Raw genomic sequence first — 2,141 nt, forward strand, 5'->3', positions numbered from 1 at the left:
ACAAAATTAGGGCATTTAGAAAAGGGGCCGGATTAACCAGTAAACGTTTAGCAGAGTTAGCTGATATAACACCTTCCATGTTAAGTCAGATTGAAAAAGGAATCACAAATCCTTCATTACAAACACTAAAATTAATTTCTGTAGCACTAAATATTCCATTGTTTAACTTTTTCTTAGAGGATACCAATACAGAAGAATTAGTTGTAAGAGCTAACCAAAGGAAAAAAATAACTTTTCCTGAAAGCGGCAATGTTTCATATGAGTTATTATCTCCTAATTTAGATGGAGCACTAGAATTGGCTTTAATGAATCTGTTCCCTGAAACTGCTTCATCTATGGAGCCTGTGGCACATAAAGGGGAAGAAATAGCATTTATTATGGAGGGACAAGTAAAACTATATCTAAATGATGAGGTTTTACTTCTCAATACAGGTGATAGTGTTAAAATCCCACCTTATACAAAGCATAAATGGGAAAACACTTCTTTAAACAAAGTCACTGTTATATTTGGGGTAACTCCACCATCTTTTTAATTTCAAATACTAGCGAAGAAAAGTTAGAGAAAATAATTCTCTAACTTTTCTTGTATACTTAATTTTATTTTAAGAAATTAAAAAACTTGTCCCCCAATTATATGAGATTAAAATCTAAACGATTAAAACTAATGAAATAGATCTTTTTAATTACATACTTAATTTATTTTTTAATGTCCAATATTTTTCTCCATTAGCTTCAAAAGAGAATTCTACCCATCCATTTGGATCTTCACGATAAATAAAGATGGTTGTTCCAGGCGTTACTGTACCAACTTTATTCTCCTCGACAGCTACATCTGGTCTACTTTTAATTTTTAAATTAAATGGATAAGGTACCTGGTAGTAAGCAGCTGATGATACAACATTTGAGCTTGAACCGTCTGCATACATTTTATATGGAATTTCATTCGATAACGCGTCGACATCTAATGTTTCAGGATTCTTTGGTAATTTTTTTGCATATGTATAGTCTTCTACATGAAACGGTTTAATACGTTCCATAATACCCGCAATTTTCTTAGCCCAGCCTTTATCTGATGCATATTTCACATTCATGCCAGTTAATGTTGGGCCGTTATAATACATACCACTTTCTTCTAAATATCTTTCTCGTACATAATTAGCGTTATAAGCAATGCTATCCCTGTAGCTTGGTAAATATTTTGCATATTTAAACGGATCTCCATCATATGCACGTAGACCGAATAGATTATGTTTTTGATATGCGATTTCTGATTTTCCGTATCCAGATTCTAAAATCGCATGCGCTGCTAAATAATGAGCACTCACGCCATATTGATTTTGCGCATTGATAAAATCTTGCCCATGTCCAACTAAAGGACTATCCGAGTGATATTTCGCAATAAAACTATCAATCTCTTGAGCTGTAATTTTCGAAGCCACTGTTAAATTTAAATCTTCATATGAGGTAGCAGTAATAACCTCTTTTTCATCGTTTAAATTTTGTTGTAACATATCTGTTTTTGCAGTAAGTTGAGCAGCTTCAGCACGTGTTATAAATCTATTTGGTTGCCAACCGTTCTCGGTACCATTAGAGATTTTTAAATCTATTAAAATATTGGCATATTTTTCTCCCCAATGCCCTTTTAAATCTTCAAATCTAACCTGATCATTATGATTTGGTGTGCTTTGTAGTTTATATGCATTTACTAGCATCGTAGCCATAGCAGCGCGAGTTACTTTTCCGGATGGATTGAAGATTCCATTACCTTCACCTTTAACAATCCCAGCTTTTTCAGCAGCAGCAATATAAGGAGTAGCCCAGTGGTTTTGTGAATCTGTAAAAGATGGTTTTGCATTAGGATCAATTTGTATACCTAAAACTTTTGTCATAATTTTTGTAGCCGAAGCTCTGTCTAATGAGTCATTTGAACCAAAAGTTCCATCTGGATAACCATTTAATACCTGTTTATCAACTAAATAATTAACGGATTTATCAGCCCATGTAGGAACATCAGGGAATTTATGAGTATCTGCTAAAATATTAGAAGAATAGGATAATATAGCTCCTGCAAGGATACCTGTTGCAATTAATTTGTGCTTCATTAAAATAAACACCTCTACCATTGTATTTATCAAATTGAG

At 33.2% G+C, this 2,141-nt stretch carries 2 protein-coding genes; one reads left to right on the forward strand and one right to left on the reverse strand.

Features of this window, described 5'->3' with window-relative positions; genetic code table 11:
• The coding region (locus tag ACQGSG_RS28545; protein WP_426948673.1) for a helix-turn-helix domain-containing protein at positions 1 to 533 on the forward strand (533 nt) is incomplete at its 5' end.
• A gap of 150 nt (positions 534 to 683) precedes the next feature.
• Here the strand turns inward: ACQGSG_RS28545 and ACQGSG_RS28550 are convergent.
• A complete protein-coding gene (locus ACQGSG_RS28550) occupies positions 684 to 2,102 on the reverse strand; it encodes an S-layer homology domain-containing protein (protein WP_098293998.1) in 1,419 nt (472 codons plus the stop codon).
• Between the last annotated feature and the right edge of the window lie 39 nt (positions 2,103 to 2,141).

Source organism: Bacillus sp. GMa5/1 (assembly GCF_050172015.1).
Lineage (GTDB): Bacteria > Bacillota > Bacilli > Bacillales > Bacillaceae_G > Bacillus_A > Bacillus_A cereus.

Excerpts from the sequence above, each read along its gene's own strand:
- ACQGSG_RS28550 (WP_098293998.1), bottom strand. The coding sequence starts at position 2,102 with ATGAAGCACAAATTAATTGCAACAGGTATCCTTGCAGGAGCTATATTA.